This is a genomic window from Roseimicrobium sp. ORNL1, assembly GCF_011044495.1.
GTDB lineage: Bacteria > Verrucomicrobiota > Verrucomicrobiia > Verrucomicrobiales > Verrucomicrobiaceae > Roseimicrobium.
Genome location: NZ_CP049143.1, coordinates 461,360 through 487,312 on the forward strand (window position 1 = coordinate 461,360; position 25,953 = coordinate 487,312).

Sequence of the window (25,953 nt, forward strand, 5' to 3'; positions counted from 1 at the left end):
CATGCTTTCCATCCCGCGCTGCTCCGGCATTCTCCTTCATCCCACGTCCTTGCCGGGGCGCTTCGGCATCGGGGAGATTGGGCGGGGTGCGGAACTGTGGCTGGAGGCGTTGCATCGTATGGGCCAGCGTGCCTGGCAGGTGCTGCCACTGGGACCCACGGGCTACGGGAACTCACCGTACCAGAGTCTTTCCAGCTTCGCGGGGAATCCGCTGCTCATCAGTCTGGATTCGCTGGTGAAGGACGGCATTGTCCGCCCCTCGGACCTGGCGATTCTGCCGGAATTTCCCGATGACCATGTCGACTTCGGCTCGGTGCTGGAGATCCGCACGGCCTTCCTCAAGAACGCCGCGCACAAGTTCATCCGGCAGTGCAGCGCGAGCCCGCTGCTGCAGCGCGCCTTCGAGACCTTCTGCCAGCGTGAATCGGAATGGCTGGATGACTGGGCCATGTTCATCGCGCTGAAGGGTGAATACGACCTCCGTCCGTGGACGGAATGGCCCAAGGGCATCGCGCTCCGTGATGAAGTGGCCATGGCCGAGGTGATGGCCGGGCTGGAGGAGGAGATCGAAGCGGCGAAGGTGCTGCAGTTCTTCTTCCACCGTCAGTGGAACAAGCTCCGCCTCCGCGCGAAGGAACTCGACATCAGCATCATCGGGGACATCCCCATCTTCGCCGCGCACGACAGCGCGGATGTGTGGGCCAATCGGCACCTCTTCCACCTGGATGAGCATGGCAATCCCACTGTGGTCGCCGGTGTGCCGCCTGATTATTTTGCCGCCACCGGCCAGCGCTGGGGCAATCCGCTCTACGATTGGGAAGTCCACCAGAAGACCAATTTCGCATGGTGGAAGTCCCGCCTGCGCAAGACGCTCTCGCAGGTGGATATTGTGCGCATCGACCACTTCCGCGGGTTCGCCGCTTACTGGGAGATTCCCGCGTCTGAAGCCACGGCGGTGAATGGCCAGTGGGTGGAAGCCCCTGGAGATGCGCTTTTCGAGGCGTTCAAGGAAGACCTCGGCGAGGTGCCCATCATTGCGGAAGACCTGGGCCTCATCACGCCAGACGTGGTGGCCCTGCGTGATCGCCATGACCTGCCTGGCATGCGCGTGATGCAGTTCGCCTTCGGCGCGGATACGCTGGCGGAAGACTACATTCCGGAAAACTACCCGGACAACAGCGTGGCCTACACCGGCACCCACGACAACGACACCATGGTGGGGTATTTCAACAGTGGTGAGGACGAGCACACCACCCGCACCGCCGAGATGGTGGAGAAAGAGCGGGCCAACATTCTCGGCTACACCAAGACGGACGGCACGCAGATCCACTGGGACTTTATCGAGCACGTCTGGGAGAGCAAGGCGCGGCTGGCCATCTGCCCGTTGCAGGATGTTCTGGGGCTCGGCAGCGAGGCCCGCATGAATATTCCGGGCAAGACCGGCGAGTTCTGGACCTGGCGGTTTGAGTGGAAGGACCTCACGACGGAGCTCGAGTGGCGGCTGAAGCGCGTGACGCTACGGCATGGCCGGGCGGCGGCAGCGAGCTGAGGCTGAGTCTGTGTTTTAGTAAGACGGGTTTTAAGCATCCACCGTCCGTTTTCAGGCGCATCTTTTCGAGACCCATCCCAAGAAAGGGCGGTGGCGAACGTTTCTTCCTGACAAGTTGTCTCCCGTTTTCCCCACCATGAAACTCAAGGTACTGCTCGCACTCTTTATGTCCGCCATCGTTTCTGCAACGGCTGTCGCTGCCGATGAAAAATCCGCTCCTGCCAAGATGGAGGAAGCCATCCTCGGGGGTGGCTGCTTCTGGTGCACGGAAGGCTGCTATCTTCCCGTCAAAGGTGTGGTGAAGGTCATCAGTGGCTACTCTGGTGGCCACGTGGAGAACCCCACGTACGAACAGGTCTGCACCAAGACGACTGGCCACGCGGAAGTCATCAAGGTGATCTTCGACCCCACGGTGGTGAGCTATAAGGACCTCGTGGAGCTCTTCTGGTATGCGCATGATCCCACCACGCTGAACCGCCAGGGCAATGACTCGGGGCCGCAGTATCGCTCCGTGATCTATTACACGAATGACGCGCAGAAGAAGATCGCCGAGGAGTCTGTGAAGGAACACCAGAAGGAGTTCAAGGACCCCATCGTGACCGAGATCGCGCCGCTGAAGAACTTCTACCCTGCCGAAGATTATCACCAGGACTTCGCCAACAAGAACCCGAACCAGGGTTATGTGTGCGCTGTGGTGAAGCCCAAGGTGGAGAAGTTTTCCAAGAAGCTGAAGGAGCTCTCCAAGGGCAAGTAAGCCCGCCATGAGACATGGCTGATACGGAGGGCGGGACGCCAAATTCATCATCCGGGCAAACACCGGACCCGCCCTCAGCCGTGCTGAGCGCCGTCGTGGCGTTCGGCATGTGGGGCACGCTTCCCATCTACTGGAAGCTCGTGCAGCGCTTCGGCTCGGATGTCGTGGTGCTGCAACGCCTCGTGTGGACCGTGGTGTGGGTGCTGCCACTGCTGCTCGTCACGAAGAACTGGCGGGCCTGGGTGGAGGCGATGAAAAAGCCGTCCCAGCTGCGGGCGCACGGCCTGTCCGCCCTGCTGCTCACCGTGAACTGGTCGCTCTTCATCTGGGCAAATCAGCACGGGCACATCGTGGAAGCCAGCCTCGGCTACTTCCTCAACCCGCTGCTCAATGTCGCCATCGGCCGCATGTTGCTGGGCGAAACCATGTCACGCTGGCGTCTGGTGAGCATCGCACTGGCCGCAGCGGGGGTGGTTCTGCAGGTGATTCTGGTGGGGCGTCTGCCGTGGATTGCGTTGGCGCTGGCGCTCACGTTTGCCGCTTATGGCCTGGCGAGAAGGAAGTCACCACTGGGCTCGCTGACTGGCCTCGCGATGGAGTCCGTGCTCGTGCTGCCCCTAGCTCTCGGTGGCTTGGTGTGGATATCCTCACATGGCCGCCCGCTCGCCGATACGGGCAGTACCGGTGATTGGTTCCTGATGTTCCTCGCCGGCGCCTGCACCGCCGCGCCACTGCTGACCTTTGCCCATGCGGCGCGGCACTTGCGTTTCAGCACGCTGGGCCTGCTGCAATTCATTGCGCCCACCGGCCAGTTCTTGATTGGCGCACTGATGTACAAAGAACCCGTAACGCTCGGCGTGATGGTGTCCTTCGCCTGCATCTGGGCGGGTGTGGCCGTGTTTTGTGCGGAGGCGTTTCTCAGCCGCACACGCGAGCCGGGGAAGGAGTAAGGTCGACATGGCCGCACCCGTCCTGAAGATCCAAAGGGAAAGGTTGCCACAGGCCCAAGGAGAGGGAACGCCCCGTTCCCTTCACGCCTGCACGTCCCATGATTCTCCACCTCTCGCGATCAAGCTGGCTTTCTCAAGGAGTGGAGACATTCCGGTCTGCATTTTGGCGCGTTAGAGAAGCTATTGAGGTGAATACTTCCCACAGCAGAAGACGGTTCGCAGGGAGCGGCACTAGCCTAGTGCCGCATATATGGCATGGCAGTGTCGAACCGCAAAGAAGCCTCCTTTAAGCTTCCGGAAAAGGCTCCGCCCCCAATTTGCCCACCACCGGCACTAAGGCTAGTGCCGCTCCCTGCGGAAGAGTCACTCCGTTCGCATCACGCCGCATCTGGTCGCAGATACACCCACGTCGCGCCCCAACCACCGCTCTGCTCTCCGGCAGGCCATTGCCACGATTCCACCTCCGGCAGTTGATTCAAAAGGCGGTGCACGCCTGCCCGCAACGTCCCGGTACCCTTCCCATGCACCACCCGCACAGCGAGGATGCCGTGGCGAATGCATTCCCCGAAATAGTCCGGCAGCAAATCGCCGATTTCATTCGGGCGGAAGGTGTGCAAATCCAGCGTGTCCGTGATCGGGATCTTCACCGGTTCATCCGGATTGGGCTCGGGCGGGTCTTGATCGGCGGGATGCATGACCGTTCGGTACGATGCCTTGGATGCGTGAGGTCTATTGTCTGAATCGCGTCACAAAGTGCAACCTTAAAGGTATTGCCTGCGGACCGCGACACGGAATGATACGCCGCTTGAACACGCTCGCTCCACGCCTCTTCTGCCTCGCTCTAGGTCTGGCTCTCTGTCATTTCGAAATGACATCCGCTGCTGCCGCTGAGCCCGCAGCAAAAGCACAAGCAGTGGCTCTACAAGGCCCTGCTGGCACCTACACCGTCGCCCAGTGGAAGAAGGACTGGCCGGGCTGCGAATTCGAAGGCGGTATCAAGGACGGCCGTGTTTCCATAGTCGAGCACGATCGTGCCAAAGCACTCCGCATCACGTACGCCCTTGGCCAGATTGGCCCCGAGAAAGGCGGTACTGGCTGGCGCTGGCCCATCGGCACGCATGAGAGCGCCGAACTGCGCTACACCGTCCGCTTCAGCAAGGATTTCGACTGGGTGAAAGGCGGCAAACTCCCCGGCCTCTGCGGTGGCCCGGAGAACGTCAGCGGCGGTCGCCCCGCCACCGGCACCAACGGCTTCTCCGCCCGCCTCATGTGGCGTCGTGATGGCCGAGGTGAAGCCTACATCTATCACAAGAACCAGCCCGAGAACTACGGCCACAGCTTTCCCTTCCCCGAAGACTTCCGCTTTCCCACAGATACTCCTATTCACGTCCGCCTCGCCGTCACCATGAACACCGTGGGCAAACGCGATGGCATCTTGCGGGTGTGGATTGCTCTCGATGAAGGCTCAGAAAAACTCATGGTCGAGCGCACCGACATGGAATGGCGCACGGTGGGCACCTTTGGCGTGGACTCGATCTACTTCGAAACTTTCCACGGCGGAAGTGACGCGACATGGGCACCGAAGAAGCCATGTTGGGCGGAGTTTGGCGGGGTGAAGGTCGTGAGCGAGCGTTAGATGAATCGCGCCGCTTGAACTTGTAGTCTCCGCGTGTACCGGACGCCACGTTATCATGTCCAGTCTGTTGAATGAAGAGGCAAGGACTGCAGCCAGTGAGTGGTTGCAGAGGTTGGAGTCTCAAATCGCCACACGGGGAAGCAAGCTGGCAGATTCCGGGGCAGTGGAGGATTGGAGTTGGGACGATGATGGTCTTGGGGTCAGTGCGGTTGTCCAGGGCGGGTCGGAGTATGGAGTGACCATTCCCTTCAAGAACGGAAGATTCCTGCGTTCCGTCTGCACTTGCCCGTATGCCTCCAATTGCAAACACGCTGCCGCTGCCATGTATGTAGCGCTGAGTGCTTCCGGGGGGCCCGTTAAGAAAAGGACGAAAGCCACTTCCAAGTCCCAGAAATCCGCTGGAGCCTCCCAGTCATCGGCAGCACAAAGTGCAATTGTCACACATGCCGGGGAACGGACCGGGAAGACATTATCAGCAAAGGCCGCGACGGCCCTTGATAGAGTCGAGCAATGGTGGCTTGCAAAGACTCGCACCTTGACCATGAGCGATCTCCTTTCGCTCACAAACTCGCCGAACTACTGGTCGAGAGAGCAGATGGTGTTGCATGGCAAGCATGCCGTGCCTCAGAGTGTTTGGGACTACCTCGCCTGCGTGGACGCGAAGCTGTCGGAGCGGGGGCACAACCTGCCAGAACCTCTGCCTGAACTCATCGACCGCGAGCGTCAGGCGGCACTGATGGCGGCACAGCGTGCCGAGATTGCGGAAAAGGAATGGAAGAGCAGAATCAAGCATTGGGCTTCCAGCCTGCCGGGTGAAAGCGCGGGAGCCGATGTGTCGCCATGGCTCCGTCTCAGACTCGTAGACAATGGGGCAATCATTGAACTGCGGAAACCCGGCCAGTTGGAGTTCTCGAAGGCGAGCACGGCACAATTGAAGAATCTCCCAAACAGTGGAAACAGGACTGCGGGTGACACAATCCTCTCCTTCGCCAAAGGCCAGTGGGGGATGGTGAAAAACGAATTTCACAAGGTAGGGGACGACCTCCCTGGACTGTTGCTGCAGTTCATTTCCATGCCTCAACTGAGAAATGCTCTCGTGGGGTCTGACGGACAGCCGGTCACTTTTCACGAAGAGCCACTCGTCTGGGCAATCGATGAGGCTTCGTCTCATGCCTACACGCTGCATCTGCGCGATGTGCATGGGGCGACACCCCCGGAGCCGTTAGTGGTTGTCCTGAGCCATCCCTCATGGTTCGTGACCTCCAAGGAAATCTGGCCGCTGGAGCGCTGGCCCTTCACGCATCGGGATGCTGGCGCTCGCATGGACATTCCAGCATCCGCACTGGAAACGGGTGAAGGGGTGACAGTCCTTCGCAAGCTTGGGCTGTCACTTCCGGAACGCATCCAAGCCAAGGTAAGAACCGTCAAGGCCACAGTCACCGTTCGGGCCGGCATCGACCAGCAGGGCGAGGGTGCGAGTTCCTATCTCAAGGTGACAGCACAGTCGGATTATGACGACGGTAGTCCCGGTGAGCTCTTGAGTCTTAGCGGCTGGTTATCCATCAAAGGAGAGAAAGGTGCAACCCCTATGCAGGGCATCGTGACCTACGAACGGTCAGCACTTCTGCGTGCTACCGCATGGTTGAATACCATGGACCTGAAGCATCAGATATCCTGGAGAAATTCGGAAACCTGGTGGCAGCGACGCATCACCAAGGAGTTTCCGGATGAGTTTCTCCAATGGATGGCGGCCCGACCTGAAGATGTCGTGGTGGAGTTGGACAAGGAACTCGCCAGTTTGCGTGACGGCATGGTTTCAGCTTCGGTCCGGCTTGATGTCGAGGAGAGCGAGATGGACTGGTTTGATCTGCGCGTGGCGCTGAATGTTACGGACACCACACTCACACAGGAGGAGATCCAACTGCTGCTCAAAGCGCAGGGACGCTGGGTCCGCATCACTGGGAAGGGCTGGAGGAAGCTGCACTTCGAAATGACGCCTGAGCAGGAGGCCGAGCTTGCCGCGATGGGCCTCACGGTGGCGGACTTCGATGGGGCACCGCAGCGTCTGCATGCCCTGCAACTCGCCGGTGGTGCCGGGAAAGAGAAGAGCTTGCTGCCGGCCGAGCGTGTGGAGGCGGTACGTCGGCGCGCCGAGGAGATTCGCACGCGTGTGCAGCCGGTGATACCGGCCACCATCACGGCCCAGTTGCGTCCATATCAACTCGAAGGCTTTCATTTCCTCGCGTACCTGAGCACCAATCGCTTTGGCGGCGTTCTGGCGGATGACATGGGGCTTGGCAAAACCTTGCAGTCACTGACGTGGCTGGCGTGGTTACGGGAAACGGAACTGAACCGTGAACCCGCGGGCACCCTTCCTCCCGTGCTGGTCGTCTGCCCCAAATCCGTACAGGACAACTGGCGCAGTGAGACAGCTCGTTTCTGCCCGGACCTCCGTGTCGTGGTATGGTCCAGGGATGATGCGGGTAAGTCCGGACTGGATGGTGAGGCTGATCTTGTGGTGATCCATTACCAACAGCTCCGGCAGCATGAGGAGGCGCTTTCACGGCAGCGCTGGCTCGCGGTGATCCTGGATGAGGCTCAGGCCATCAAGAATCCATCGTCGTTGAGCGCTAAGGCCGCGTGTGCTTTGCAAGCGGGTCACCGTCTCGCGCTCTCCGGAACGCCGGTGGAAAACCGACTGCTGGATCTGTGGAGCATTCTGGGATTTGCCATGCCTGGTATTCTCGGGAACCGCACCCATTTTGCGAAGCACTTCGATGCCAAGGAGGATCCTCTCGCGCGTCGCAGGCTTGCAGCGCGAGTGCGTCCTTTCCTCCTGCGTCGCACCAAGAAGGAGGTCGCAAAGGATCTGCCTGACCGCGTGGAAGAGGACCTCGTGTGCGAGTTGGAGGGGAGCCAGCGCACGTTGTATCAAGCAGAGCTAAAAAGAGCCCGCGCCGCACTACTCAACATCAAGACCACGAAGCAGCTCGACAAGGCCCGCTTCAACATCCTCACCAGCCTGCTGCGGCTCAGGCAGATTTGCTGCCATCCGGCATTGGTCCTAAAGGAGGATGTCAGTACCAGCAAAACAAAGAAACGCCGCGGCAAAGCAAGTACGGCTGATGCAGCGACCGCAGCCACCGGGAGCGCCAAGCTCGATGCCCTGCTTGAGTTGCTGGAGCCCATCATGGAAGAGGGTGGGAAGGTGCTGGTGTTCTCACAGTTCGTGGAAATGCTGAGCCTTGTCCGAGGCCAGCTGGAGGCGCGTGAATGGCCGCATTTCTTACTCACCGGTCAGACGGAGGACCGCGGCGCTCTCGTGAAGCAGTTCCAGGAATGCTCCGGTCCCGCCATCTTCCTCATCAGCCTGAAGGCAGGTGGCTTTGGTTTGAATCTCACTGCCGCGAGCTATGTGGTGCTTTGCGACCCATGGTGGAATCCCGCCGTGGAAGCCCAGGCCATCGACCGCACCCATCGCATCGGCCAGACGCAGAAGGTGAATGCCTACCGCCTCATCGTGAAGGACAGCATCGAGGAGAAAATCCGCCTCCTGCAAAAGCAGAAGAGCGCGCTGGCTCAGGATATCCTCGGCGAAGAGAATTTCGCTTCCGCGCTGTCGCTGGATGATTTCCGGTTTTTGCTGGGGGAGGGGTGAGAAGGTATCCCTACGCGAGCACATACTCACCGTTCTGCTTTGAGCCGATGCGTTTGATGAGGTTGTACTTCATCAGCGGATATCATGAGTTCCGCGTGACGTGTAAACTGAAAGTCAACCTGTTGGTAAACCGAAAGTAAACCAACAGCAGGAGTTTTTACTGCGCTGTTCCTCAACGAAGTATAAAAAAGGCCGCTCCCTTCTCAGGAGCGGCCTTGATTCAAAAGCAACTTGGTCAACCAGCCTTACGCATTCGCCCGCAGGATCTGCGCGAGCACATAAGGCAGGATGCCGCCGGCGCGGTAGTAGTCGATTTCCACGGGGGTATCCAGGCGGACGACCACGGGGATGTCGAGGGTGCTGCCGTCGGCCTTGTGGACGCGGAGGGTGGCTTCGCTCTGGGGCTTGATGCTGTTGCTCACGTCGAGGAGGTCGAAGGTGGCGTCGGACAGGTCCTTCACCTTATCGTAGTCCTCCTTGTTCACGAAGTTGCAGGGAAGCACGCCCATGCCCACGAGGTTGGAGCGGTGGATGCGCTCAAAGGACTTCGTGATCACGGCCTTCACGCCGAGGAGGCGGGTGCCCTTGGCGGCCCAGTCGCGGCTGGAGCCCATGCCGTAGTCTTCAGCGCCGATGACGATGGTCGGGGTGCCAGCGGCCTTGTACTTCTCCGCGGCGTCGAAGATGGACATCTCCGTGCCTTCGGGCTGCAGGATGGTATCGCCACCTTCCTTGCCGCCGAGCATCAGGTTCTTGATGCGGACGTTGGCGAAGGTGCCGCGGGTCATGATGCGGTCATTGCCGCGGCGTGAACCGTAGCTGTTGAAGTCGGACTGCTCCACGCCGTGCTCCAGGAGGAAGCGGCCTGCGGGGCTGTTCTTCTTGATGGCACCGGCAGGGCTGATGTGGTCCGTGGTGACGGAGTCGCCGAAGATGCCGAGCGGACGAGCGCCCTTGATCTCCACGATGTCGCTGGGATCCATCGAGAAGTCCTCGAAGAAGGGCGGGTGCTGGATGTAGGTGCTGTCCGCATCCCAGCCGTAGACGAGGCCGGTGGTACCGGCGATTTCGTTCCACTTGGGATTCTGGCTGGCGAAGTCGGTGTAGAGCTTGCGGAAGACGTCCGGGGAAAGCGCGGACTGCATGGCGTCGCGGATCTCCGCGAGGGAGGGCCAGATGTCCTTGAGGAACACTTCCTTGCCATCCGTGCCCTTGCCGAGCGGATCCTTGCTCAAGTCGATGTCCACCGTGCCGGCGATGGCGTAGGCCACGACGAGGGGAGGGGACATGAGGAAGTTCGCCTTGATGCTCTGGTGCACGCGGGCTTCGAAGTTACGGTTGCCGCTCAGCACGCTGGCAGCCACTACGTCCTGTGCCTTCACCACATCTTCGATACCGGCGTCGAGCGGGCCGGAGTTGCCGATGCACGTCGTGCAGCCGTAGCCCACGGTCTGGAAGCCGAGCTTGTCGAGTTCCACCTGCAGGCCGGTCTTGGTAAGGTAATCGGTCACCACGCGGCTGCCGGGTCCGAGCGAGGTCTTCACGCTGGGCTTGATGGTCAGGCCGAGGGCGTTCGCCTTCTTCGCGAGGAGACCCGCGCCGAGCATCACGCTCGGGTTGCTGGTGTTCGTGCAGCTTGTGATGGCGGCGATGAGCACGGAGCCATCCTGGATGGTGTCCTTGATGCCGTCCTTGCTGTCGACGACGACTTCGGCCTCCTTGAAGGCATTGCCGTTCTTGCCGTAGCCGCCAGCCTTCACGTCGCTCTTGAGGAGGTCGCGGAACTTCGACTTCACGTTCGGCAGCTCGATGCGGTCCTGCGGGCGCTTCGGTCCGGCCACGCTGGGCTGCACGGTGCTGAGGTCGAGCTCAAGCTCGCTGGTGAATTCCACCTCGCCCTTGTCCGGGATGCCGAACATGCCCTGGGCGGTGTAGTAGTTCTTGTAGGTGGTGCAGAGTTCCTCGCTGCGGCCAGTGCCACGGAGATAGTTCACGCACTCTTCGTCGACGGGGAAGAAGCCCATGGTCGCGCCGTATTCGGGGGCCATGTTGGCAATCGTCGCACGGTCAGGCAGCGGCAGGCTCACGGCGCCGGGGCCGTAGAACTCGACGAACTTGCCCACCACACCGTGCTTGCGCAGCATCTGGGTGCAGTGCAGGGCCAGGTCGGTGGCGGTCACGCCTTCGCGCAGCGCGCCGGTGAGGTACACGCCCACCACTTCAGGCACGAGGAAGGTCACCGGCTGGCCGAGCATGCCGGCTTCTGCTTCAATACCACCTACGCCCCAGGCCACGACGCCGAGGCCGTTGATCATGGTCGTGTGGGAGTCAGTACCCACGAGAGTATCAGGATAATACACCCCATCCTTTTCAAGTACACCCTTGGCGAGGTACTCGAGGTTCACCTGGTGCACGATGCCGATGCCGGGAGGCACGACCTTGAAGGTGTCAAAGGCCTGCTCACCCCACTTGAGGAACTGATAACGCTCACGGTTGCGCTCGAACTCGAGGGCCAGGTTGCGATCCAGTGCGGCCTGCGTGCCTGCGAAGTCCACCTGCACGGAGTGGTCCACCACGAGATCCACCGGCACGAGCGGCTCGATCATCTTGGGATTCTTCTTCATGCCATCCACCGCGGAGCGCATGGCGGCGAGGTCCACAAGAAGAGGCACGCCAGTGAAGTCCTGCAGCACGATGCGCGCGACAGTGAAGGGGATTTCGTAATCGCCGGGAGCCTTGGCATTCCAGTTCGCAAGGTTCTGCACATCCTTCTCCATCACCTTCTTGCCGTCGAGATTGCGCACCAGCGACTCGAGCACGATGCGGATGCTGACGGGCAGGCGGGAGATCTTGCCGATGCCTTGTGCCTCCAGTTCGGGGAGTGAGAAATATTTTCCGTCCGTGCCGGACCCGGTCTTGAAAGTACGCTGAACGTTGAGAGCCATGGAAATGAAGCAGGTGAGGGTCTGCACTGTAAGCAGGAGCCGGGCCGAGGCAAGGGCGGGCGCGAACAATGCAAGGCCTGCTACTCGGCCCGGGGCTCAGCAGAGGTTGCGAGGCCCCATAAAGGCTACGTCTGAGGGGCCCGGGAAGGGGCAGCCGAACTCGATGAAAGCACCCAGACAAGCGCCCGTCCTGAGCCCTTGCGCCGGACCAGGCCAATCTCCTCTTCCAGCCTGCGGGTCCACTCCGGGCACGCCCGGTCATAGGGCAGCGCCAGAGCCTCCCGCAACTCCACCCACGTGGCACCCTGGCGGTTCTTCCGCAGGTGGTGCTGGATGGCTGATTTGAACTCGGCGTAGCTCATGGCAGAGGTAAATAAATATAACACTGTCTGCGGGCACATTGCCACGCCACATCGCCCAGAACCCAGCAAGAGATAGGACCTTCTGACCATTGCCGAACGCAAGCAATGCCAGTACAAAAAGAGGCAATCCCCATCCATGTCCTCCGCCCCCAGCATTGTCATCCTCACCGGCGCCGGCATTTCCGCGGAGTCTGGGGTCCCGACGTTTCGTGATGCCAACGGCCTGTGGGAGAACCACCGCATCGAGGAGGTGGCCAGTCCGAATGGATTTTCGCGCAATCCCGCGCTGGTGCATCGCTTTTACAATATGCGCCGCGCCGCGCTGAGCACGGTCCATCCGAATCCGGCACACCAGGCCATCGCCCGCCTGCAGAGGGAGCATCCCGGCTGGGTGACGCTGATCACGCAGAATGTGGATGACCTCCACGAGCGCGCCGGCAGTCCCGAGGTGATTCACATGCACGGGGAACTGCTCAAGGCCCGCTGCGCCCAGTGTGACGAGGTGCGGACCTGGAGAAAGGACCTGGATGCACTCATGCGCTGCGACTACTGCCGCAGCGTGGGGAAGATGCGCCCGCACATCGTCTGGTTCGGCGAGACGCCTTTTTACATGGAGGACATCGCCACCGCGCTGAACCGGGCGGAGATCTTCATTGCCATCGGCACTTCCGGGCATGTGTACCCGGCGGCAGGTTTTGTGGAGGTGGCGAGGCAGGCTGGCGCCCGCACGATTGAGGTGAACATGGACGTGACCGCGATGTCCGATGTGTTCCAAGAGCACCGCGTCGGCAAGGCGGGAGAAAAAGTTCCCGCCCTTGTGGAGGAATTGTTAGGGAGCACTCGCGGTTGAGGCGACCCTTGCATTTGCTTTGCCTGCCGTCCGGTGCATGATGCCGAACGTATTGAGTAGCCCGATCCCGATGGATGCCCTTCGATTGCCAGGCCGTGCCTTTTTGAATTTTCTGACCTACATGGGTCAATTGATGGCCCTATTGATCGACTTGGGGGGGGCGGTGCGGACGGGAGTGTGGCGCATGAAGCTGGTGGCGCACCAGATTGTGTCCATCGGCTTCGGATCCCAAGTGGTGGTCATCGTGACCGGGGCGTTCACCGGTGCGGTGTTCACCGCACAGACGTACTTCAAATTCAAGGACTTCGGTGTGGAGTCCGGCGTGGGGGCGATTGTTTCCATCGCCATGTGCCGTGAGCTGGGGCCGGTGCTGGCGGGGCTCATGGTCACGGGCCGTGTGGGCGCGGCGATGGCGGCGGAAATCGGCACGATGAAGGTCACGGAGCAAATCGATGCCCTGCGCGCCATGGCGGTGCATCCAGTTGACTACCTCGTGCTGCCGCGGTTCATCGCCATGATGGTCTCCATGCCGCTGCTCATTGCAGAAAGCATCGTGTTCGGCCTCGTCGCCTCCTATCTGGTCACTGTGATGGGTTTTGGAGTGCCCAATGCGTGGTTCATCACGCACATCACGGAGCACACGAACATGGAGGACGTGACCTGCGGCATGATCAAGGGCTTCATCTTTGGCATTCTCATCACCGTCATTTCCTGTCACCAGGGACTCATGGCGGAGAATGGCGCCGTCGGCGTGGGACGAGGCACCACGAGTGCGGTGGTGTATTCGTCACTTGCGATTCTCATTGTGAACTTTTTCATGAGCATCCTGCTGAACTATTTCTTCCCTCTCGGCACACCGATGTAGTTGGTCCGTCTCATGGCTCTTCCCCCAAGCTCCAACTCCAAACCCTTCATCGAAGTCCGAGGCCTTAAGAAAAAGATAGGCAAGCAGGAGATTCTTCGTGGCGTGAACCTCGATATCTATCGGGGGGAGACACTGGTGCTCATCGGTCCCAGCGGTGAGGGCAAGAGCGTGCTGCTGAAGCACCTCATCGGCCTGATGAAACCTGACGAGGGCTCTATCAAGATCGATGGCACGAGCCTCACGGGTCTGCGTGAACGGCAGCTCGCGCCTCTGCGCAAACAGATTGGCATCCTCTTCCAGAACGCCGCCCTCTTCGATAGCATGACGCTGGAGCAGAATGTGGCCTTCCCCCTTCAGGAGGCGGGTGTGAGGGATCACAAGGAACTCGTGGACCGGGTACACGAGGCGCTGGATGTGGTGGAACTCGCCGACCACAAGCAGAAGATGCCGGTCAATCTCTCCGGGGGCATGCGCAAGCGCGCCGGCATTGCGCGGGCCATCATTTCGCGGCCCGCCTGTGTGCTCTACGATGAGCCAACATCGGGTCTAGATCCCATTGTCTCGGACGTCATCGACCAGATGATTATGCGTCTGCAGAAGCGGTACCAGATGACGGCCGTCGTGGTCACGCATGACATGAAGAGCGTTTTCAAGATCTCCAACCGCGTCGCGATGCTCAAAGGCGGGGTGATTCACTTCCTCGGGACACCGGAGGAACTGCGCACTTGTCCGGAGCAGGACGTGCAGGATTTTATCGAGGGAAAATCGGACATCGAGGGATGAAACAGGGTACACTTCAAAAATCGGCTTTCCGGATTCAGCAGAAGCGCTTGCCCGTTGTCTTCCCCTCGGGCACGCTTTCCCCACGCTGACCTCATCGTCGTCCCGGCATCTAGCAATTCAGGACAAACAACATGGAAGAACGCGACAAGAAAACCGAGCTGCTGGTGGGATTGTTCCTCACCATCGGCCTGATGCTGATCGCCCTTCTGGTACTGCAGTTCGGCAGTGTGAGGGAGCTCTTCAAGACCTCCTATGAAATCACCGTGCCCTTTCCAGATGGTACCGGTATCCGTGACGGCACACCTGTGCGCCTGGGAGGTTCCAAGGTGGGCAAGGTCCCCCGTCAGCCGGTGCTGGACGCTGATTTCAAGGGCGTGCTCATTACGCTGGAGATCTATGACCACGTGAAGATTCCGAAGGACGCGATGTTCGGCATCGGTACGGCTGGTCTGTTGGGCGACTCATTCATAGAAATCCGGACCACGGGTTCGCAAGCGCAGACGTTCTTTGAGGCTGGCACCCAGATTCCCAAGACGAATGTGGTAGGAGCGACGGGACTCCAGGGGCTGCAGGATTCCGCCAAGGACCTGAGCAAGCAGGCGGAGGATGCACTTAAAGAAATCAAGGGTGCTGCCGCAGATCTGCGGGTTTCTTTGAGCAAGATCAATGAGAAGGCGCTGGGTGATGACAACATGAAGGAGCTCAAGGAGTCCTTCGCGCACCTCAACAGCGTGCTGAAACGCCTGGATGAAAAGACGCTGGGCGAAGATACCAGCAAAGAAGTGAAGGAGGCCGTGGCGTCATTCAAGGCGGCTGCGAAGTCCATGGAAGATGCGGCCAAAAAGTTTGATCCCATCGTGACCAAAATCGACAGCGCCTCGGGCAAAATCGAATCGGCGGCCGGTAAGGCGGACACGGTGATGGGAAATGCGGACAAGGCCATCAAGTCGATTGATGAAGCGGCAGTGTCGCTCGGGAAGGTGGGAACGGATTTGAGGAAAGGAGAGGGTCTGCTGCCAGCGCTCATTCATGACAAGACCCTGAAAAATGAATTCTCCATGTTGGTCAGCAACCTGCGGCAGAAGGGCATCCTTTGGTACAAGGACAAGGCGGGTGAGCAGCAGTCGAGGGAACCCCAACCCGCGCCGCAGAAGAAGCAGCAACAACAGCAACAGCCGCAGCAGAAGCCGGAGAAGCGAGGGCTTTTCAGCCGGTAGGGGCAGGGGAGCGACCGCATTCGCAAGCCGTGAGCCATCGGGCCGTGCCGGCTTGATTTTGTTTCCCCATATCATCACTTGAAACTTGCGGGCGACCCCGGCACATTCGGTCGTGCAAGTACCATGGTCCATCAAGCTCGCGCGGGCGCTCTTTCTGACGCTCGCCGTCGTGCTTGGCGGTGCCGTCGCCGCAGGCTTTCATGCGGAGATCTGGATTGGCACCCTGATTGGCCTCGTTGTGGGTGGTTTCTTCGTGCTGGTGGATGCGCTGCTGGCCCAGTTCACCTTCCGTGAATTTTCCTTTGGGACCTTTGGACTTCTGGTGGGGTTGTTCTGCGCGTGGCTGGTGACGAAGATCGGCATCATGGACCTTCCGTGGTTCCGCAGTCTGGAAGATCCAGACTCCATCCGTAGCGTGGTGGAGATCTGCATGTATCTGATCTTTGGCTTTCTCGGCATCACCCTCGCGCTCCGGAGTGACCGGGATCAGTTTTCCTTCATCATCCCCTACGTGCGCTTCCGCAGGGACGCCTCCGAAGGTGAGCCCATGTTGCTTGATACCAATGTGATCATCGACGGGCGCATCCCCCAGGTTTATGAGACGGGCTTCCTCTCGGGAAATCTGGTCATCCCCCGGTTTGTTCTCGATGAACTGCAGCGCATGGCGGATTCACGAGATCCCCTCAAGAGCTCGCGTGGGAAGCGAGGCTTGGATGCTGTGCAGAAGCTCCGAGACACGAAAGGGATTGAACTCACGGTGCATGAAGCTCCCGGCAATCATGAGGGCGCAGCGGTGGACACACTGCTGGTTACGCTGGCTCATGAGCTGAATGCCCGACTCCTCACCAACGACGTGAATCTCGGGAAGGTCGCCCGGGTGAAAAACGTGACCGTGCTGAACTTCAATGATCTTGCCAGGGCGCTTCAGCCGGAAGTCGGAGCCGGGGACGAACTGGACATCAGTCTCGTGAAGTCAGGCAAGGAGAAGCATCAGGCGGTTGGCTACCTGCCGGACGGAGCCATGATTGTGGTGAACTACGCCTCCCAATTCATCGGGGACACCGTCGCCATTGTGGTGAGTGGCGTGACGCACACCTCCGCTGGCCGGCTTATTTTCGCCGACTTGAAACAGGCGCGGGCTCAGTAGGCGGAGTCGGCACACCCGCCTTGTGGGAGCGCACGGTGATTTCGCGTTGGGTCAGGTCGCGTAGGATGGAAATCACTTGAGGGCGCAGACGGTTGAACTCCTCGCGCTGTTCCGGGTTGAGTTCACGGGCGATTTCCTCGTGGGTTTCCTGTGCCACGTTGACGATGCGCTCATAGGATTCGCCCCCGATGTCGCGGATGTGCATGTCAGCGCTTTCCACGATGGGGCGGATGCGCTGCTTCTGCTCGGGAGTGATTTTGAGGCGGCGCTCCAAGTCGGCGAGCCGGGCGTTCACCCACTTTTCTTGGGGTGGGGTACGGGAGAAGATACGCTGCAGCGCCACCACGGTGCCGATGGCACCGGTGCCCACGCCCGCGCCGAAGATGGCCATGAGGCCGAGTACCATTTTCCAATGACGGAAGAGTCTCATAGCGTCAGCAGCGAATCAATCCAACCTCCCGCAAGTGCCGTCTCGCCCGTGAAGATGCCGAACAGCGTGTCATAGCTGAGTGCAGCGCTTCCCAGCAGGATGACTACCGCCACGGCTACTCCGCGAAGGGCCAGCCATTCCAGCAGGGCGAACGAAGCCTCGCGTGGATGGGATTTCCACTGGGCCACCACCCGTGTGGCAAATCCGAGCGGAGCTTCCGCAGCTGGCTGGACAGCAGGCGAGGTACTCGCACGGGCCGCGAGGCGCGGCCAGGCACGGTCAGCAGGATCGTGAGGGTGGCGGTTCATGTGGCGGGAGAGGGGGAATAGGTAGCATCGAGTGCGGCGAAGGCCTTGCGCAGTTTACGCCGTGCCCGGAAGGCGCGCACCTTTACAAGCGTGGCACTCCATCCGGTGGCGGCCTGGACGTCGGCGACGGAGCGGCCTTCCATGTCCATCATGGTTAGTACGAGACGATCGGCGGGTTTCAGCGTTTCGAGAAGTTTGCTGGCCAGTTCGCGTGCACCCACGGCATCAGCGGCACCGCTGTCCGTTTCATCATGCAGGACGTGATCGAGCATCTCCGCCTCGTTTTCGCTCAGGTCGGCCCAGCGCAGTTCGGGCCGCCGTTTTTGGTGGCGCAGGGCGTCCAGGCACGTGGTGACTGCCACACGGGAAACCCAGTGCTCAAAGGGCATTTGTGCGCGCCATTGCTCAATGCGGGCAAACATTTTCATGAACACCTCCTGCGCGAGATCCTCTTCGCTGCTGCGCCGGGGGAGGTGGGCCCGCACGATGCGCAGCACCAGCGGGTAGAGACGCTCCACGAGCGTGGTGGCCGAGCGTTCACAACGGTCATCGCGCACCCTTGCCACCAGGTCGGTAAGATCGGGGCTGGAGGCGGGAGGGACGGACATGGACTCGGCAGGGGCACAGGATCAACGACGTCCCGCCCGTGTCCGCGGTTACACACACTCTGCCTCCTTGTCTTGGGCGAAAAAGAAAAATGCTGTACCAGTGCGTGAGGTTACTCCTCCGCCTCACGATGCACCTGGAGGATGCGCTGGAGGGCGTCGAGAAACTCCTCTGCGTTCTCCATGGGAAGCATGATCGTGTCCCTGCGGCCACGCACATCCTCTGTGATCTTGATGAAGCGTCCCCGATCGTTCTCCTTCAGGTCGAGAAAGAAGATCTTTCTTTCTCCAACGATTTTCTCGCTGTGCAGCGGCGGCGCGCCGCGCGGGTGCTGTTGATCATCACCACCGAATCCAAACATGCTCATCGTTCCTCCTGTTGCTGCTGCTGCGGGCTCCTGATATGCCGGGTTTGGAGGGAGTTTAGGGGGCGTGTGCTCCCATTGTCAACTTTTTCGGCACAATCCCGTCAGACAGGAAATGCCTTACCCAGTGGTCCCGCAGCTTTTTGGAGCAGCAATCAGCGGTCGAAAAGCTCGTCCGCCTTGAAGAAGCGCTTAAGCTCGGCCTCGGCGTTCTCCGGAGAGTCGGAGGCGTGGGCCACATTCACCATCATGTCGCCGCCGTAGTCGCCGCGGATGGTACCTTTGTCCGCCTTGCGGGAATCGGTAGGTCCAAGGAGGGTGCGCACGCGATCGATGACGTTGTCACCACGAAGTGCGAGGGCGATCACCGGGACGCTCTTCATGAAATTCGCCACTTCGGGGAAGAAGGGCTTGTCCGCGATGTGCGAGTAGTGATCCTTCAGCACTTCATCCGTGAGCTGGATCATCTTCAGGCCGCGAATGACAAAGCCGGCGTTTTCGAAACGCTTGAGCACTTCGCCGCAGAGGCCTTTGGAGACGCAGTCGGGCTTGAGAAGGATGAGGGTCGTTTGCGCGGACATGGGGCGAGGTGTTTAGGTCAGCCGCGCGGGGTAGTCAAGAGGGCGCATGGGATTCCTGCGAAGAGTTCGCAATGCCGGATTCCACGCGCTGTTCAGTGCGCATAGGCTGCACAACGATTGCTCCAGCCGGGTAGCCAGCGCTTTTCACCACGCTCGGGCGGGCTGTTCGTCACGCGGCGGGCCAGTACCTGCTGGGAAGAGGTGGCAAAGGCGGCCGGTGCGCTGGCGGCATCTGCAGGGCGCATGTTCATCAATACCTGCAACAGGCCCCAGCCCTCACCCTTGTAGCGTTCCTTCGGATTCAACCCCTCGCCTTTGAAGTTTACATAGTCGATGAGCGCAAAGTTTCCCGCCGCCGTCTGGCGGAGCAGCGCGATGTTGCGCTCGACCAGGGTGCCGCTTTTCCCAGCGGCTTTCACCAGACGCGGAGCGGCCTGATCCAGGCGGGCGATGATGAACAGGGTCTGTTCGCCGATGGTGGAGGACAGCAGCCTCCGCAGATCCTTCTGTCTGCTGCCATCGTGCTCCCTGGTAAATGAAGCCTTGTCAGGCCATGGGCAGTCCTTGGTGGTGAGCAACCATTCAGGCACAGCCACGCCGCGTTGGCGGTACCACTGGATGAGTTTTGGGAAGCTTTCTTCAAAGGGCCCCTCTACTCCCGCCGGGTACCAGATGAAGTGACCGATGCCCAGCGAGGCAAAATCCTCTCCCGAGTTCCAGCTCGTCAGCCCGTCCACGGAGCCGGCGCATTCATTCTGCCAGATGCGCTTCCCGATACGCTGCAGGTCGGCCTCGTTCAGAGCGTGAACGCGTCCTCCACAGAAGGCGAGACCGATCAGGAGTAGAGATAGGGTAAATTGAAACCTGCTAAGATGGCGGGGGTTCATGCGTCGTGATGGTGTGGCATTCCAAATCAGGGCGCAAACGCGGAATTCGGCCCAAACCGATCGCTTCCCGGCATCTTTCCGGCTGTCGTGCAACCAGCAAACTAAGTCTTAATTGAGGCAGGTTTGCGTTGCCTCCGAAAAAAACCGTACCTAAATTTAATAAATACCGCGATTTTGCGACTCTAAACCATGCCTTACCTGGCCTTCAACCTCAACAACGGCAATGAGTTCATCTTCGATCTCGAGGATGCGCGTCTTTCGCTGGGTCGGAACAGTCGTAACGAAATCGTCATCGACAGTTCCCAAATCTCCAGTTTCCACGCGGAATTGTTGCGACGTCCCGACGGAAATTACGAGGTGGTCGACCTGAAATCGTCCAACGGGACCTTTGTGAACGGCAAGCGTGTCGAGCGCGCGGTGCTGCGCCAGGGAGACAAAGTCCGCTTTGGCGGACTTGAAGCCAAGTTCAAGGATTCCGCCGACACGGAGCCCAGCAACGGCCATCCCAAGAGCAGCGGCAAGTCGGTCGAGGAAAAGAAGCGCGAGGCGGAACGGAGCGGTACCCCCGAGTCCAAGACGGAAGCGGTACAGCTCAAGGAACGTGTGGCCCCGCAGATGAGGAATGGCGGCGGCAGGCCTGCACAGCACATGGCTTCGACGGCTACCAGCGCGGTGCCAGTGCTGCGTGACAGCAAGGCGCCTTTCCCCGCACCCACTCCCTCGCCTGCGCCGCGGTCGGGCCCTTCCGGCAGCTCGCGTGGCAGAAGTGATGATGAACCGATTGTCACTGCTCCCATTGCCTTTGGACCGAGCGATTCATCTCTCGCCATGGCGCCGCCCAGCGGCCTGAGCGATGCGCCCCTGACGTTTGCCGCACCGCAAGGGCTGTCCATGATGCCGCCGCCGGCATCGATTTCCGCAACTCCACCCCCCGCAGCCCCTGTAGAGCCGCCACGCCCTGAGCTGGCGCCACCGGCACGCGGAAGAGCGCCGTCTTATGGGAACGGCAACGGCACGGAAGTGCCGCCGCAGCAACAACCGGCCTCTTTCAAGTCCGCAGGTGGACGGCAGGCAGCACCTTCCACTGCTACCAGTGCCGTGCCCACACTCAAATCCACGCGCTCGGTGCGTGTGGGTCCCGGGGCTATGGGCTTCAAGCCGCCGCAGCTTCAGTCGCTGGATCGGAGCACCGAGCCGGGCGCCCCTGAGGCTCCCCCTTCTGCTTCTCTTCCGCCTCCTCCCGCCGCGGCTCGAGGTGGTAATAAGAATGGTGGCAGGCCCGCGCACTCCATGATGGAGACCAGTGCCGTGCCGACCCTGAAGGCTACCCGTGGTGTTCGCGTCGGAATGGCGGCGATGCCATCGGCCTTTGCCAGTCCCCCCGTGCAGGGCATGCCTCCCGTGGCGCCCGTCGAGATGCCGCCACCGGCACCTGCTCCAGCTCCGGCTCCGCCGCCCGTTCAGCAGGCTCCCCTGCCTCCGGGACCGGTGCCCATGCCTCCGCCTGCGCCTGCGCCAGCAGCTCCGGCCGTGGACAATCCGGCTGGGGTGAATGTCCAGCCGCTCATGCTGGATGCGCCCCAAAGCCTCATGGCACCGCCGCTCCCTCCGGGCTCGCTGGCCTCAGGCTCGGGCTTGGAAAGCCCTGAGATTTCGCAAGCCGGGACTGATGAGTTTTCTCGTGGCAGGATGCAGCAGGCCGTGGCAGAGCTGTCTGCCGTGCAGGCCCAGATCGCCGAGAACCGGGCGGCGGAAATGCGCACGCGCGAACGTGCGGGCCGTGAAGGCCAGGAAGCGGAGGAGTATCTCGCCAAGCTGAGCCGTGACATTCGTGAGGCGGAAGAACGGCTCGCCGCGTTGACGCGCGATGCCTCTTCGCGCGAGAGCAACGATGCCGCACTGGCCGCTGCCGCGTCCACTCGAGTGGACGAGCTCAACAGATCGCTGGGTACGATGCAGACGCGCCAGAAGGATCTGGAGTCGAACATTGCCGGTCTCTTCACCGAGCGCACTTCGCGCGAAAAGGATCTGGAAGAGGTCAATGCCCGCCTGGCTGCTGCCCGCGAGGAAGTGGAAGCTGCGAAGAGACTGCAGCAGGCCGTTGCCGATCAGACTCGTGAAGCCGAGGCCCGCCTGCGCGAAGCGGCGAGCAAGGCGGACCAGTCGCAGGAAGCCCACGGCATGACCGCGGAGCGCGTGCGCACCTTGCAGGCCGAACTGACGGCTGCCCAGGAACGCATGCAAACCATGCGCAGCGAGGCGGAGCAGGCATCCAGAGCTTTGGACGATCGCAAGGCGGCCACGGAGGCAGTCATCGCCCAGCGCGAAGAGCATCTGCGCGCGCTGGACATGCGTGTGGCCGAGCATGAGGCCAAGCGGAACGCCGCAGAGACGCGACTTGTGGAACTCGCCGGTACCGACAACCGGCTTGCTTCTGCCAATGAAGCTCTCAAGCTGATTCAGGAGCAGCAGACCGCCACGGAAGTGGCTCTCGCGCGCCTGCGGACCCAGCAGGAGCAGGAACGCTTGGAAATGACCCAGACGGCCGAGAAGCTGGCTTCTGTAGTCGCCCAGTACACGAACGCCACTGCGCAGGCCGAGGAAGCGCAAAAGCAACTTGCCGAGCACGAGGCGAAGCTGGCTGGCGCCAGGGATGCGATTGCTCAAGTGGAAGCTGCGGCCGCAGCCCGGCAGGCGGAGTTGGATAGAGCGTTTGCCGAAAGGCAGGCTGCGATGGAAAAGGCCAGCGCGGAACGTCAGCAGCAGGTCAGTGAAGCGGAAGAGCGCACCCGGTCGTTGGAGGGCGTGTTTGCCGGACTCACCGGACGCATCAACGAACTTCGCGAACTGGAAAAGGTACTGGTGGAAACCAGGCCGCGGCTTGAGGCAGTGGAAGCCCGCCGCAACGAAGCCGAGGCCTCGCTGACTGCACTCTCCGCACAGGTGCACGACCGCACTCGCGAACTCAGCGAGGTGGCGGCCCGTGTGGGCGCGCAGGAAAACGCGCTGAAGGAGATGGCGGCCAGCGAACAGCAAATGCAGGCAAACCTGCAGGCCATTCGCAAGGAAAGCGATGCCGAGCGGGCTCGTTTCGAAGAGTTGCGCGCCACGACTGCGGCCGGGGAAAAGGCCCTGGGCGGACGTCGCGCCGAACTGGAGCGCATGGTGGCGGACATGGAGAGCTCCGCACTGTCCTCCAAGGAGCGACTGGAGCAGCTGCGTCGGCAGGAGGAGGAAGTCATGCGGAAGCTTGGCGATCTCTCCACCACAGACTCGAAACTTCAGGATGCAGCCAAGGCGCTTCAAGTGGTCGAGGAACAACGCACACGCATCCAGGAGCAGATTATCGCTTTGGGAGCGCAGCGTGAGGAGCGCGAGCAGGAGATCTCCGCCACTGCGGAAAAGGGCGCCGCCCAGCACTTGCTGGTGCTGACGCTTTCCCGTCAGCGTGCCGGTCTCGAAGAGAACGTGACCGAGCTCACCGGTGCCGCTGAAAAAGCCCGCAAGCTGCTTGCGGATACGGAAGCCAAGAGAACCGAGATGGAGGCCAAGCTCACCGCCCGCACGGGTGAAGCTGAAAAGGCACTCGCCGAGATGGAGAAGAAGGTGGCTTCGGAGAAGAAGGCCTTCGAAGAATTCAAGACCAAGCGCGAGGAGATCGACAAGCAGCTTGCTTCGCTGAAGGACACAGAGAGCAAGATCGCTTCTGCGCGCGACATGCTCACTGCGACCAACAAGGGCCAGCAGGAAGCCGAGGCGAAACTCAAGCAAACGCTGGAAAACGTCACCGCGGAGCAGGCTCGCTTGGAATCACTGGCAGGCAAGGGCGCAGAGATGCAGCGCTCGATTGATGCTCACAAGCAGCAGCAGGATTTCCTTCAGGAGAACATCACCAAACTCTCGAACGATTCCAACGCGCAGCTGGCAATCATCGCGAAGAACCAGGCTGCGGCAGCAGAGTCGGCCCGTGTGCTCGGACTCAAGCAGACCGAACTCTCGAACGTGGAAGATCAGCTCGCCATCGCTTCTCGGAAGCGTTTGGATCTTGAGAACCAGATTGCTGAGTTCCGGGATCTTGAGCAGAAAATCGCCGCCGCGCGCGAAGGCTTTGCCGCACTGGAGCGCCAGACGGGAGAAGAACAGCAGAAACTGGCTGCCGCCGCGCATGAAAAGACCCAGACCGAACAGGCGCTCGCCGCGGTGAGGCTGGAGATGGAAGGCCAGCGGACGCAACTGGACGCCCTACGCCAGCAGCAGGAACAGGCGAAGCGCGAGATCGAAGTCGCGAAGCAGCTTGCCGAGGCGGAGAACAATCGTGCTGTCGGTATCCGCGACGAGATGGCGCAGGTGGGCGCTGCAATCGCTGCGCGTCAGGCAGAGGTGGTTGCCACGGAAAAGAAACTGGAGGCGGTGCAGGCCAAGCTCGTGCCGGCGGAGAAGCGTTTCGCCGACCTGCAAGATTTGGAAAACCGGGTGCGCGAAGCCCAGGCGGCTTTGAAGGCGACCGAGAAGCTGCGTGGCAACGAGGAAAAGAACATCGCAGAACTCGAGAAGCAGCGTGAAAAGCTGCGTCGCGACATCGCCGGGCTTACCACGCAGGAGAAAGCAGACCGCGCCAAGGCGGACGAGCAGGCCAATCGTGCCAAGTTGGAAGAGGCCCGGGCGGTGGAAGCGGAGAAGAAGCGCGAGCAGGTCATCGTTGCCATCCAGCAGGTGGATGCGAAGCGCGCCGAGATCGAAAGCCGGATTCTCGCTGCGCAGGAAGAGGAAAAGGCCGTGCGCTCCGGCATCCCCGCCGTCACTGCGGAAATGGCAAAGTTGCGCGAGGAACTTCAGGCATTGCAGACCGAGCGTGTCCGCGAGGAGTCGAAGGTCAAGATGCTTACCGACGAGTCCAACGCTGCGGCGATGCGATTCGAAGCAGCAGCCGCGAAGTGCGCCGCAGTGGACAAGGATCGCATTGCCATCGAGCAGGCCATCGCGGGACTGCGCGAGCAACAGGAGCAGGGCGCTGTACGACTTGCCTCCCTCAAGGTGGAGGAGGAGGAATTGCAGACCAGCACTGCCGCGGCCCGCGCCCGCCACGACGAGCGGGAGGCTGCTTTTGCTGCCCGTCTTGGCGAGATGGAGAAGGCGCACGAACATCTTCGCCAGCAGGAGGAGGCCGTGGTCAATTCCATGAACGCCACCCGCCAGCAGCTGCAGGAAGAGGAAGCTGCGGGCGAAACCCTGCGGCAGAAGTTCGCTGCCGCTGAGGCGCGCTACTCAGAACTGGTTCGCTCGGGTGAGAAGATTATCTCCATCAATGAGGCCCTGGAGCTTGCGGACGAACGCAGGCGTGAGATGAATCGTAACCTGGCCAGCCTGGCTGAACAGGAACTCGCGCTGCAAGTCCGTTTCAACGCCCTGGATGAGAACATCAAGCGTGACACGCGCCGTGAGGAAGAAGTCCGCCGCGAACGCGAACAGGCCGAGGAACAGAACCGCCAGACGATGGAACGCCTTCGCGGTGAGTTCGAAGGGATGAAGCAGATGTTCGGCGACCAGCTCAAGCGTGAAGAGACTGCGCTGGCTTCCCGGATGAAGGAGCGCATCGCGGACATGCAGCAGAAGCATGACATCCTTTCGCGAGGCCTTTCTGCCGCCACCGACGAGCAGACAGTCATCCTGTTTGCCAACGATCTTATCAAACGGCTGGACCTTCTCGACATCCTCATCCAGCGCTACACTGGCTCTGGGCAGGATGGCGTGGAGCAGCAGCTCCGCACGTTGAGGGCTTCCTTTGAAGATATTCTTTCCCAGCATGGCATCGCCGAGTTCCGCGTGGATACGGGAACAGAGGTCGATGTGGCTCTGCGTCAGCGCATTGCCGTGGTGGAGAACGTAACCGGTGAGCAGCGGCCCCGTGTCGTGGAGAGCTACCGCCCCGGTTTCGTCTATTCTCCTGATGGTTCAAGGGAGATGATACTTCGCAAGGTAGAGGTTAAGACTTCGAGCGAATAATGGCTCATACTGCTTCGGTCGCTTGTCTTGATCTGCGAATCCTGCTAAGGATCTTCAG

20 protein-coding genes are annotated in these 25,953 nt (G+C 60.8%); 11 read left to right on the plus strand and 9 right to left on the minus strand.

Annotated features, from left to right (window positions below):
• The first annotated feature begins 1 nt into the window (after nucleotide 1).
• From malQ to rarD, 3 genes are all read left to right on the plus strand, one after another.
• Nucleotides 2–1,549, plus strand: a complete 1,548-nt coding sequence (malQ, locus tag G5S37_RS01830; RefSeq protein WP_165200184.1) for a 4-alpha-glucanotransferase — start codon at nucleotides 2–4, stop codon at nucleotides 1,547–1,549.
• A gap of 136 nt (nucleotides 1,550–1,685) precedes the next feature.
• Nucleotides 1,686–2,303 carry a peptide-methionine (S)-S-oxide reductase MsrA gene (msrA, locus tag G5S37_RS01835; protein WP_165200186.1) on the plus strand — a complete coding sequence of 206 codons (618 nt, stop codon included), beginning with the start codon at nucleotides 1,686–1,688 and terminating at the stop codon, nucleotides 2,301–2,303.
• Between the two features lie 14 nt (nucleotides 2,304–2,317).
• On the plus strand, nucleotides 2,318–3,253 hold the full coding sequence (gene rarD, locus G5S37_RS01840) for an EamA family transporter RarD (protein ID WP_165200188.1): 936 nt from the start codon (nucleotides 2,318–2,320) through the stop codon (nucleotides 3,251–3,253).
• A 377-nt stretch (nucleotides 3,254–3,630) separates the two neighbouring features.
• Here rarD and G5S37_RS01845 read toward each other — a convergent pair whose 3' ends face one another.
• Entirely contained in the window at nucleotides 3,631–3,948 is a 318-nt protein-coding gene (locus G5S37_RS01845) for a Smr/MutS family protein (RefSeq protein ID WP_165200190.1), read from the minus strand.
• A gap of 98 nt (nucleotides 3,949–4,046) precedes the next feature.
• Here G5S37_RS01845 and G5S37_RS01850 point away from each other — a divergent pair, with 98 nt between their 5' ends.
• Nucleotides 4,047–4,889 carry a polysaccharide lyase gene (locus tag G5S37_RS01850; RefSeq protein ID WP_165200192.1) on the plus strand — a complete coding sequence of 281 codons (843 nt, stop codon included), beginning with the start codon at nucleotides 4,047–4,049 and terminating at the stop codon, nucleotides 4,887–4,889.
• Between the two features lie 541 nt (nucleotides 4,890–5,430).
• Nucleotides 5,431–8,547 (plus strand): DEAD/DEAH box helicase, encoded by a 3,117-nt coding sequence (locus G5S37_RS01855; protein WP_240914776.1) that lies wholly within the window; start codon nucleotides 5,431–5,433, stop codon nucleotides 8,545–8,547.
• A gap of 245 nt (nucleotides 8,548–8,792) precedes the next feature.
• Here G5S37_RS01855 and acnA read toward each other — a convergent pair whose 3' ends face one another.
• Nucleotides 8,793–11,492, minus strand: a complete 2,700-nt coding sequence (gene acnA, locus G5S37_RS01860) for an aconitate hydratase AcnA (protein ID WP_165200196.1) — start codon at nucleotides 11,490–11,492, stop codon at nucleotides 8,793–8,795.
• 125 nt (nucleotides 11,493–11,617) lie between these two features.
• Nucleotides 11,618–11,854, minus strand: a complete 237-nt coding sequence (locus tag G5S37_RS01865) for a hypothetical protein (protein ID WP_165200198.1) — start codon at nucleotides 11,852–11,854, stop codon at nucleotides 11,618–11,620.
• A gap of 136 nt (nucleotides 11,855–11,990) precedes the next feature.
• On the opposite strand from G5S37_RS01865, the gene G5S37_RS01870 reads away from it, so the two are divergent.
• The 5 genes from G5S37_RS01870 to G5S37_RS01890 all read left to right on the plus strand — a co-directional run bounded on the left by G5S37_RS01870 (nucleotide 11,991) and on the right by G5S37_RS01890 (nucleotide 16,716).
• Nucleotides 11,991–12,704 carry an NAD-dependent deacylase gene (locus tag G5S37_RS01870; RefSeq protein WP_165200200.1) on the plus strand — a complete coding sequence of 238 codons (714 nt, stop codon included), beginning with the start codon at nucleotides 11,991–11,993 and terminating at the stop codon, nucleotides 12,702–12,704.
• A gap of 133 nt (nucleotides 12,705–12,837) precedes the next feature.
• Nucleotides 12,838–13,569: an ABC transporter permease gene (locus G5S37_RS01875; protein ID WP_240914777.1), complete on the plus strand. Its 732-nt coding sequence runs from the start codon at nucleotides 12,838–12,840 to the stop codon at nucleotides 13,567–13,569.
• A gap of 12 nt (nucleotides 13,570–13,581) precedes the next feature.
• Nucleotides 13,582–14,352 (plus strand): ATP-binding cassette domain-containing protein, encoded by a 771-nt coding sequence (locus G5S37_RS01880; RefSeq protein WP_165200204.1) that lies wholly within the window; start codon nucleotides 13,582–13,584, stop codon nucleotides 14,350–14,352.
• Between the two features lie 131 nt (nucleotides 14,353–14,483).
• Nucleotides 14,484–15,569 (plus strand): MlaD family protein, encoded by a 1,086-nt coding sequence (locus tag G5S37_RS01885; protein ID WP_165200206.1) that lies wholly within the window; start codon nucleotides 14,484–14,486, stop codon nucleotides 15,567–15,569.
• 112 nt (nucleotides 15,570–15,681) lie between these two features.
• Nucleotides 15,682–16,716, plus strand: a complete 1,035-nt coding sequence (locus G5S37_RS01890; RefSeq protein WP_165200208.1) for a PIN domain-containing protein — start codon at nucleotides 15,682–15,684, stop codon at nucleotides 16,714–16,716.
• On the opposite strand, the gene G5S37_RS01895 is transcribed toward G5S37_RS01890, so the two are convergent.
• From G5S37_RS01895 to G5S37_RS01920, 6 genes are all read right to left on the minus strand, one after another.
• Nucleotides 16,679–17,146 carry a hypothetical protein gene (locus tag G5S37_RS01895; RefSeq protein ID WP_165200210.1) on the minus strand — a complete coding sequence of 156 codons (468 nt, stop codon included), beginning with the start codon at nucleotides 17,144–17,146 and terminating at the stop codon, nucleotides 16,679–16,681. The two genes, G5S37_RS01890 and G5S37_RS01895, sit on opposite strands and share 38 nt — an antisense overlap.
• Entirely contained in the window at nucleotides 17,143–17,454 is a 312-nt protein-coding gene (locus tag G5S37_RS01900; protein WP_165200212.1) for a hypothetical protein, read from the minus strand. The genes G5S37_RS01895 and G5S37_RS01900 overlap by 4 nt, the downstream gene beginning before the upstream one ends.
• On the minus strand, nucleotides 17,451–18,062 hold the full coding sequence (locus G5S37_RS01905) for an RNA polymerase sigma factor (RefSeq protein ID WP_165200214.1): 612 nt from the start codon (nucleotides 18,060–18,062) through the stop codon (nucleotides 17,451–17,453). Before G5S37_RS01905 ends, G5S37_RS01900 begins: the two co-directional genes overlap by 4 nt.
• Before the next feature lie 110 nt (nucleotides 18,063–18,172).
• Entirely contained in the window at nucleotides 18,173–18,427 is a 255-nt protein-coding gene (locus G5S37_RS01910; RefSeq protein WP_165200216.1) for a DNA-binding protein, read from the minus strand.
• Nucleotides 18,428–18,579: 152 nt separating this feature from the next.
• Nucleotides 18,580–19,005 carry a nucleoside-diphosphate kinase gene (ndk, locus tag G5S37_RS01915; RefSeq protein ID WP_165200218.1) on the minus strand — a complete coding sequence of 142 codons (426 nt, stop codon included), beginning with the start codon at nucleotides 19,003–19,005 and terminating at the stop codon, nucleotides 18,580–18,582.
• A 92-nt stretch (nucleotides 19,006–19,097) separates the two neighbouring features.
• Nucleotides 19,098–19,892, minus strand: coding sequence for a hypothetical protein (locus G5S37_RS01920; protein WP_240914779.1), 795 nt, complete (start codon nucleotides 19,890–19,892; stop codon nucleotides 19,098–19,100).
• 189 nt (nucleotides 19,893–20,081) lie between these two features.
• Between G5S37_RS01920 and G5S37_RS01925 the strand changes: the two genes are divergently transcribed.
• On the plus strand, nucleotides 20,082–25,895 hold the full coding sequence (locus G5S37_RS01925) for an FHA domain-containing protein (RefSeq protein WP_165200220.1): 5,814 nt from the start codon (nucleotides 20,082–20,084) through the stop codon (nucleotides 25,893–25,895).
• Nucleotides 25,896–25,953: the final 58 nt, after the last annotated feature.

What these genes read in the sequence shown, in the direction of transcription:
- G5S37_RS01920 (WP_240914779.1), bottom strand. Translation starts at nt 19,892, where the DNA reads ATGAACCCCCGCCATCTTAGCAGGTTTCAATTTACCCTATCTCTACTC.
- G5S37_RS01880 (WP_165200204.1), top strand. Translation starts at nt 13,582, where the DNA reads ATGGCTCTTCCCCCAAGCTCCAACTCCAAACCCTTCATCGAAGTCCGA.
- G5S37_RS01885 (WP_165200206.1), top strand. Translation starts at nt 14,484, where the DNA reads ATGGAAGAACGCGACAAGAAAACCGAGCTGCTGGTGGGATTGTTCCTC.
- G5S37_RS01870 (WP_165200200.1), top strand. Translation starts at nt 11,991, where the DNA reads ATGTCCTCCGCCCCCAGCATTGTCATCCTCACCGGCGCCGGCATTTCC.
- G5S37_RS01905 (WP_165200214.1), bottom strand. Translation starts at nt 18,062, where the DNA reads ATGTCCGTCCCTCCCGCCTCCAGCCCCGATCTTACCGACCTGGTGGCA.
- G5S37_RS01865 (WP_165200198.1), bottom strand. Translation starts at nt 11,854, where the DNA reads ATGAGCTACGCCGAGTTCAAATCAGCCATCCAGCACCACCTGCGGAAG.
- G5S37_RS01925 (WP_165200220.1), top strand. Translation starts at nt 20,082, where the DNA reads ATGCCTTACCTGGCCTTCAACCTCAACAACGGCAATGAGTTCATCTTC.
- acnA (WP_165200196.1), bottom strand. Translation starts at nt 11,492, where the DNA reads ATGGCTCTCAACGTTCAGCGTACTTTCAAGACCGGGTCCGGCACGGAC.
- msrA (WP_165200186.1), top strand. Translation starts at nt 1,686, where the DNA reads ATGAAACTCAAGGTACTGCTCGCACTCTTTATGTCCGCCATCGTTTCT.
- malQ (WP_165200184.1), top strand. Translation starts at nt 2, where the DNA reads ATGCTTTCCATCCCGCGCTGCTCCGGCATTCTCCTTCATCCCACGTCC.
- G5S37_RS01895 (WP_165200210.1), bottom strand. Translation starts at nt 17,146, where the DNA reads ATGAGACTCTTCCGTCATTGGAAAATGGTACTCGGCCTCATGGCCATC.
- rarD (WP_165200188.1), top strand. Translation starts at nt 2,318, where the DNA reads ATGGCTGATACGGAGGGCGGGACGCCAAATTCATCATCCGGGCAAACA.
- G5S37_RS01850 (WP_165200192.1), top strand. Translation starts at nt 4,047, where the DNA reads ATGATACGCCGCTTGAACACGCTCGCTCCACGCCTCTTCTGCCTCGCT.
- G5S37_RS01855 (WP_240914776.1), top strand. Translation starts at nt 5,431, where the DNA reads ATGAGCGATCTCCTTTCGCTCACAAACTCGCCGAACTACTGGTCGAGA.
- G5S37_RS01900 (WP_165200212.1), bottom strand. Translation starts at nt 17,454, where the DNA reads ATGAACCGCCACCCTCACGATCCTGCTGACCGTGCCTGGCCGCGCCTC.
- G5S37_RS01875 (WP_240914777.1), top strand. Translation starts at nt 12,838, where the DNA reads ATGGCCCTATTGATCGACTTGGGGGGGGCGGTGCGGACGGGAGTGTGG.
- G5S37_RS01845 (WP_165200190.1), bottom strand. Translation starts at nt 3,948, where the DNA reads ATGCATCCCGCCGATCAAGACCCGCCCGAGCCCAATCCGGATGAACCG.
- G5S37_RS01910 (WP_165200216.1), bottom strand. Translation starts at nt 18,427, where the DNA reads ATGAGCATGTTTGGATTCGGTGGTGATGATCAACAGCACCCGCGCGGC.
- ndk (WP_165200218.1), bottom strand. Translation starts at nt 19,005, where the DNA reads ATGTCCGCGCAAACGACCCTCATCCTTCTCAAGCCCGACTGCGTCTCC.